A 7500-nucleotide genomic window follows, 5' to 3' on the forward strand; every position below is an offset into this window, starting at 1 on the left:
GAATGATGTCACACCTGTTATCTAGTTTTGAGAGAACACTCTCAATTTGTTTGGTGGCGATAGCGAAGAGGTCACACCCGTTCCCATACCGAACACGGAAGTTAAGCTCTTCAGCGCCGATGGTAGTCGGGGGTTTCCCCCTGTGAGAGTAGGACGCCGCCAAGCAGATATTAATTCTACCATGTTTGTTTATGAAGCTTTATATTATTCCGCAGTAGCTCAGTGGTAGAGCTATCGGCTGTTAACCGATCGGTCGTAGGTTCGAATCCTACCTGCGGAGCCATTGCTTCCATAGCTCAGCAGGTAGAGCACTTCCATGGTAAGGAAGAGGTCAGCGGTTCGAGCCCGCTTGGAAGCTTTATTAAATGTATTATTACCAAGGTTTCTCATAAGGAGAAAGCTTTTTTTATTGCGATATGCGGAAGTAGTTCAGTGGTAGAACACCACCTTGCCAAGGTGGGGGTCGCGGGTTCGAATCCCGTCTTCCGCTCCATTTATCCCAACGGGATATTGTAAATTGAATTGCGCCCGTAGCTCAATTGGATAGAGCGTTTGACTACGGATCAAAAGGTTAGGGGTTCGACTCCTCTCGGGCGCGCCATATCTTTTAATAGAATAGATAGGGAATCGGGAAGTAGCTCAGCTTGGTAGAGCACATGGTTTGGGACCATGGGGTCGCAGGTTCGAATCCTGTCTTCCCGACCATTTTTTATGGGGCCTTAGCTCAGCTGGGAGAGCGCCTGCTTTGCACGCAGGAGGTCAGCGGTTCGATCCCGCTAGGCTCCACCAAAAGTTTTTAAAAAAGTTGTTGACTTTGAAGAAGCGACGTTGTATACTAATAAAGTTGCTTTAACAAAGCGGACAAACAAAATGATCTTTGAAAACTAAACAAGACAAAACGTACCTGTTAATTCAGTTTTTAAAAATCGCACAGCGATGTGCGTAGTCAGTCAAACTACTTTATCGGAGAGTTTGATCCTGGCTCAGGACGAACGCTGGCGGCGTGCCTAATACATGCAAGTCGAGCGGACAGATGGGAGCTTGCTCCCTGATGTTAGCGGCGGACGGGTGAGTAACACGTGGGTAACCTGCCTGTAAGACTGGGATAACTCCGGGAAACCGGGGCTAATACCGGATGGTTGTTTGAACCGCATGGTTCAAACATAAAAGGTGGCTTCGGCTACCACTTACAGATGGACCCGCGGCGCATTAGCTAGTTGGTGAGGTAATGGCTCACCAAGGCAACGATGCGTAGCCGACCTGAGAGGGTGATCGGCCACACTGGGACTGAGACACGGCCCAGACTCCTACGGGAGGCAGCAGTAGGGAATCTTCCGCAATGGACGAAAGTCTGACGGAGCAACGCCGCGTGAGTGATGAAGGTTTTCGGATCGTAAAGCTCTGTTGTTAGGGAAGAACAAGTACCGTTCGAATAGGGCGGTACCTTGACGGTACCTAACCAGAAAGCCACGGCTAACTACGTGCCAGCAGCCGCGGTAATACGTAGGTGGCAAGCGTTGTCCGGAATTATTGGGCGTAAAGGGCTCGCAGGCGGTTTCTTAAGTCTGATGTGAAAGCCCCCGGCTCAACCGGGGAGGGTCATTGGAAACTGGGGAACTTGAGTGCAGAAGAGGAGAGTGGAATTCCACGTGTAGCGGTGAAATGCGTAGAGATGTGGAGGAACACCAGTGGCGAAGGCGACTCTCTGGTCTGTAACTGACGCTGAGGAGCGAAAGCGTGGGGAGCGAACAGGATTAGATACCCTGGTAGTCCACGCCGTAAACGATGAGTGCTAAGTGTTAGGGGGTTTCCGCCCCTTAGTGCTGCAGCTAACGCATTAAGCACTCCGCCTGGGGAGTACGGTCGCAAGACTGAAACTCAAAGGAATTGACGGGGGCCCGCACAAGCGGTGGAGCATGTGGTTTAATTCGAAGCAACGCGAAGAACCTTACCAGGTCTTGACATCCTCTGACAATCCTAGAGATAGGACGTCCCCTTCGGGGGCAGAGTGACAGGTGGTGCATGGTTGTCGTCAGCTCGTGTCGTGAGATGTTGGGTTAAGTCCCGCAACGAGCGCAACCCTTGATCTTAGTTGCCAGCATTCAGTTGGGCACTCTAAGGTGACTGCCGGTGACAAACCGGAGGAAGGTGGGGATGACGTCAAATCATCATGCCCCTTATGACCTGGGCTACACACGTGCTACAATGGACAGAACAAAGGGCAGCGAAACCGCGAGGTTAAGCCAATCCCACAAATCTGTTCTCAGTTCGGATCGCAGTCTGCAACTCGACTGCGTGAAGCTGGAATCGCTAGTAATCGCGGATCAGCATGCCGCGGTGAATACGTTCCCGGGCCTTGTACACACCGCCCGTCACACCACGAGAGTTTGTAACACCCGAAGTCGGTGAGGTAACCTTTTAGGAGCCAGCCGCCGAAGGTGGGACAGATGATTGGGGTGAAGTCGTAACAAGGTAGCCGTATCGGAAGGTGCGGCTGGATCACCTCCTTTCTAAGGATATTATACGGAATATAAGACCTTGGGTCTTATAAACAGAACGTTCCCTGTCTTGTTTAGTTTTGAAGGATCATTCCTTCGAAACGTGTTCTTTGAAAACTAGATAACAGTAGACATCACATTCAATTAGTAACACAAGATATCACATAGTGATTCTTTTTAACGGTTAAGTTAGAAAGGGCGCACGGTGGATGCCTTGGCACTAGGAGCCGATGAAGGACGGGACGAACACCGATATGCTTCGGGGAGCTGTAAGCAAGCTTTGATCCGGAGATTTCCGAATGGGGAAACCCACCACTCGTAATGGAGTGGTATCCATATCTGAATTCATAGGATATGAGAAGGCAGACCCGGGGAACTGAAACATCTAAGTACCCGGAGGAAGAGAAAGCAAATGCGATTCCCTGAGTAGCGGCGAGCGAAACGGGATTAGCCCAAACCAAGAGGCTTGCCTCTTGGGGTTGTAGGACACTCTGTACGGAGTTACAAAAGAACGAGGTAGATGAAGAGGTCTGGAAAGGCCCGCCATAGGAGGTAACAGCCCTGTAGTCAAAACTTCGTTCTCTCCTGAGTGGATCCTGAGTACGGCGGAACACGTGAAATTCCGTCGGAATCCGGGAGGACCATCTCCCAAGGCTAAATACTCCCTAGTGACCGATAGTGAACCAGTACCGTGAGGGAAAGGTGAAAAGCACCCCGGAAGGGGAGTGAAAGAGATCCTGAAACCGTGTGCCTACAAGTAGTCAGAGCCCGTTAACGGGTGATGGCGTGCCTTTTGTAGAATGAACCGGCGAGTTACGATCCCGTGCAAGGTTAAGCAGAAGATGCGGAGCCGCAGCGAAAGCGAGTCTGAATAGGGCGCATGAGTACGTGGTCGTAGACCCGAAACCAGGTGATCTACCCATGTCCAGGGTGAAGTTCAGGTAACACTGAATGGAGGCCCGAACCCACGCACGTTGAAAAGTGCGGGGATGAGGTGTGGGTAGGGGTGAAATGCCAATCGAACCTGGAGATAGCTGGTTCTCTCCGAAATAGCTTTAGGGCTAGCCTCAAGGTAAGAGTCTTGGAGGTAGAGCACTGATTGGACTAGGGGCCCCTACCGGGTTACCGAATTCAGTCAAACTCCGAATGCCAATGACTTATCCTTGGGAGTCAGACTGCGAGTGATAAGATCCGTAGTCGAAAGGGAAACAGCCCAGACCGCCAGCTAAGGTCCCAAAGTATACGTTAAGTGGAAAAGGATGTGGAGTTGCTTAGACAACCAGGATGTTGGCTTAGAAGCAGCCACCATTTAAAGAGTGCGTAATAGCTCACTGGTCGAGTGACTCTGCGCCGAAAATGTACCGGGGCTAAACGTATCACCGAAGCTGCGGACTGTTCTTCGAACAGTGGTAGGAGAGCGTTCTAAGGGCTGTGAAGCCAGACCGGAAGGACTGGTGGAGCGCTTAGAAGTGAGAATGCCGGTATGAGTAGCGAAAGAGGGGTGAGAATCCCCTCCACCGAATGCCTAAGGTTTCCTGAGGAAGGCTCGTCCGCTCAGGGTTAGTCGGGACCTAAGCCGAGGCCGAAAGGCGTAGGCGATGGACAACAGGTTGATATTCCTGTACCACCTCCTCACCATTTGAGCAATGGGGGGACGCAGGAGGATAGGGTAAGCGCGGTATTGGATATCCGCGTCCAAGCAGTTAGGCTGGGAAATAGGCAAATCCGTTTCCCATAAGGCTGAGCTGTGATGGCGAGCGAAATATAGTAGCGAAGTTCCTGATTCCACACTGCCAAGAAAAGCCTCTAGCGAGGTGAGAGGTGCCCGTACCGCAAACCGACACAGGTAGGCGAGGAGAGAATCCTAAGGTGATCGAGAGAACTCTCGTTAAGGAACTCGGCAAAATGACCCCGTAACTTCGGGAGAAGGGGTGCTCTGTTAGGGTGCAAGCCCGAGAGAGCCGCAGTGAATAGGCCCAGGCGACTGTTTAGCAAAAACACAGGTCTCTGCGAAGCCGTAAGGCGAAGTATAGGGGCTGACGCCTGCCCGGTGCTGGAAGGTTAAGAGGAGCGCTTAGCGTAAGCGAAGGTGCGAATTGAAGCCCCAGTAAACGGCGGCCGTAACTATAACGGTCCTAAGGTAGCGAAATTCCTTGTCGGGTAAGTTCCGACCCGCACGAAAGGCGCAACGATCTGGGCACTGTCTCAACGAGAGACTCGGTGAAATTATAGTACCTGTGAAGATGCAGGTTACCCGCGACAGGACGGAAAGACCCCGTGGAGCTTTACTGCAGCCTGATATTGAATGTTGGTACAGCTTGTACAGGATAGGTAGGAGCCTTGGAAACCGGAGCGCCAGCTTCGGTGGAGGCATCGGTGGGATACTACCCTGGCTGTATTGACCTTCTAACCCGCCGCCCTTATCGGGCGGGGAGACAGTGTCAGGTGGGCAGTTTGACTGGGGCGGTCGCCTCCTAAAAGGTAACGGAGGCGCCCAAAGGTTCCCTCAGAATGGTTGGAAATCATTCGCAGAGTGTAAAGGCACAAGGGAGCTTGACTGCGAGACCTACAAGTCGAGCAGGGACGAAAGTCGGGCTTAGTGATCCGGTGGTTCCGCATGGAAGGGCCATCGCTCAACGGATAAAAGCTACCCCGGGGATAACAGGCTTATCTCCCCCAAGAGTCCACATCGACGGGGAGGTTTGGCACCTCGATGTCGGCTCATCGCATCCTGGGGCTGTAGTCGGTCCCAAGGGTTGGGCTGTTCGCCCATTAAAGCGGTACGCGAGCTGGGTTCAGAACGTCGTGAGACAGTTCGGTCCCTATCCGTCGCGGGCGCAGGAAATTTGAGAGGAGCTGTCCTTAGTACGAGAGGACCGGGATGGACGCACCGCTGGTGTACCAGTTGTTCTGCCAAGGGCATCGCTGGGTAGCTATGTGCGGACGGGATAAGTGCTGAAAGCATCTAAGCATGAAGCCCCCCTCAAGATGAGATTTCCCATTCCGCAAGGAAGTAAGATCCCTGAAAGATGATCAGGTTGATAGGTCTGAGGTGGAAGTGTGGCGACACATGGAGCTGACAGATACTAATCGATCGAGGACTTAACCACATTTTGAATGATGTCACACCTGTTATCTAGTTTTGAGAGAACACTCTCAATTTGTTTGGTGGCGATAGCGAAGAGGTCACACCCGTTCCCATACCGAACACGGAAGTTAAGCTCTTCAGCGCCGATGGTAGTCGGGGGTTTCCCCCTGTGAGAGTAGGACGCCGCCAAGCAATTGCACGTTAGTGTAATTTTTAAAAAAGTTGTTGACTTTGAAGAAGTGACGTTGTATACTAATAAAGTTGCTTTAACAAAGCGGACAAACAAAATGATCTTTGAAAACTAAACAAGACAAAACGTACCTGTTAATTCAGTTTTTAAAAATCGCACAGCGATGTGCGTAGTCAGTCAAACTACTTTATCGGAGAGTTTGATCCTGGCTCAGGACGAACGCTGGCGGCGTGCCTAATACATGCAAGTCGAGCGGACAGATGGGAGCTTGCTCCCTGATGTTAGCGGCGGACGGGTGAGTAACACGTGGGTAACCTGCCTGTAAGACTGGGATAACTCCGGGAAACCGGGGCTAATACCGGATGGTTGTTTGAACCGCATGGTTCAAACATAAAAGGTGGCTTCGGCTACCACTTACAGATGGACCCGCGGCGCATTAGCTAGTTGGTGAGGTAATGGCTCACCAAGGCAACGATGCGTAGCCGACCTGAGAGGGTGATCGGCCACACTGGGACTGAGACACGGCCCAGACTCCTACGGGAGGCAGCAGTAGGGAATCTTCCGCAATGGACGAAAGTCTGACGGAGCAACGCCGCGTGAGTGATGAAGGTTTTCGGATCGTAAAGCTCTGTTGTTAGGGAAGAACAAGTACCGTTCGAATAGGGCGGTACCTTGACGGTACCTAACCAGAAAGCCACGGCTAACTACGTGCCAGCAGCCGCGGTAATACGTAGGTGGCAAGCGTTGTCCGGAATTATTGGGCGTAAAGGGCTCGCAGGCGGTTTCTTAAGTCTGATGTGAAAGCCCCCGGCTCAACCGGGGAGGGTCATTGGAAACTGGGGAACTTGAGTGCAGAAGAGGAGAGTGGAATTCCACGTGTAGCGGTGAAATGCGTAGAGATGTGGAGGAACACCAGTGGCGAAGGCGACTCTCTGGTCTGTAACTGACGCTGAGGAGCGAAAGCGTGGGGAGCGAACAGGATTAGATACCCTGGTAGTCCACGCCGTAAACGATGAGTGCTAAGTGTTAGGGGGTTTCCGCCCCTTAGTGCTGCAGCTAACGCATTAAGCACTCCGCCTGGGGAGTACGGTCGCAAGACTGAAACTCAAAGGAATTGACGGGGGCCCGCACAAGCGGTGGAGCATGTGGTTTAATTCGAAGCAACGCGAAGAACCTTACCAGGTCTTGACATCCTCTGACAATCCTAGAGATAGGACGTCCCCTTCGGGGGCAGAGTGACAGGTGGTGCATGGTTGTCGTCAGCTCGTGTCGTGAGATGTTGGGTTAAGTCCCGCAACGAGCGCAACCCTTGATCTTAGTTGCCAGCATTCAGTTGGGCACTCTAAGGTGACTGCCGGTGACAAACCGGAGGAAGGTGGGGATGACGTCAAATCATCATGCCCCTTATGACCTGGGCTACACACGTGCTACAATGGACAGAACAAAGGGCAGCGAAACCGCGAGGTTAAGCCAATCCCACAAATCTGTTCTCAGTTCGGATCGCAGTCTGCAACTCGACTGCGTGAAGCTGGAATCGCTAGTAATCGCGGATCAGCATGCCGCGGTGAATACGTTCCCGGGCCTTGTACACACCGCCCGTCACACCACGAGAGTTTGTAACACCCGAAGTCGGTGAGGTAACCTTTTAGGAGCCAGCCGCCGAAGGTGGGACAGATGATTGGGGTGAAGTCGTAACAAGGTAGCCGTATCGGAAGGTGCGGCTG

Annotated in this window: 6 tRNA genes and 5 rRNA genes (1 of these 11 only partly in view); all 11 read left to right on the plus strand. The window is 52.3% G+C overall.

Annotated features, from left to right (window positions below):
* Positions 1-49: 49 nt before the first annotated feature.
* Positions 50-165: ribosomal RNA gene (gene rrf / locus MHH79_RS00950) — 5S ribosomal RNA — on the plus strand.
* 43 nt (positions 166-208) lie between these two features.
* A tRNA-Asn gene (locus tag MHH79_RS00955) sits at positions 209-283 on the plus strand.
* Positions 284-285: 2 nt separating this feature from the next.
* A tRNA-Thr gene (locus tag MHH79_RS00960) sits at positions 286-358 on the plus strand.
* 60 nt (positions 359-418) lie between these two features.
* Positions 419-493, plus strand: a tRNA-Gly gene (locus tag MHH79_RS00965).
* A 31-nt stretch (positions 494-524) separates the two neighbouring features.
* Positions 525-601, plus strand: a tRNA-Arg gene (locus MHH79_RS00970).
* A gap of 27 nt (positions 602-628) precedes the next feature.
* Positions 629-705: transfer RNA gene (locus MHH79_RS00975), tRNA-Pro, on the plus strand.
* Positions 706-713: 8 nt separating this feature from the next.
* Positions 714-789: transfer RNA gene (locus MHH79_RS00980), tRNA-Ala, on the plus strand.
* 171 nt (positions 790-960) lie between these two features.
* Positions 961-2510 (plus strand): 16S ribosomal RNA (locus MHH79_RS00985).
* Between the two features lie 170 nt (positions 2511-2680).
* Positions 2681-5608, plus strand: a 23S ribosomal RNA gene (locus tag MHH79_RS00990).
* Positions 5609-5662: 54 nt separating this feature from the next.
* Positions 5663-5778, plus strand: a 5S ribosomal RNA gene (rrf, locus tag MHH79_RS00995).
* Positions 5779-5963: 185 nt separating this feature from the next.
* Positions 5964-7500 (plus strand): 16S ribosomal RNA (locus MHH79_RS01000) (it continues 13 nt past the right edge of the window).
* Together the 16S, 23S and 5S rRNA genes with 6 tRNA genes alongside form the textbook arrangement of a ribosomal RNA operon.

It is taken from the genome of Bacillus sp. FSL K6-0993 (assembly GCF_037977205.1).
In the GTDB taxonomy this organism is placed as follows: domain Bacteria; phylum Bacillota; class Bacilli; order Bacillales; family Bacillaceae; genus Bacillus; species Bacillus subtilis.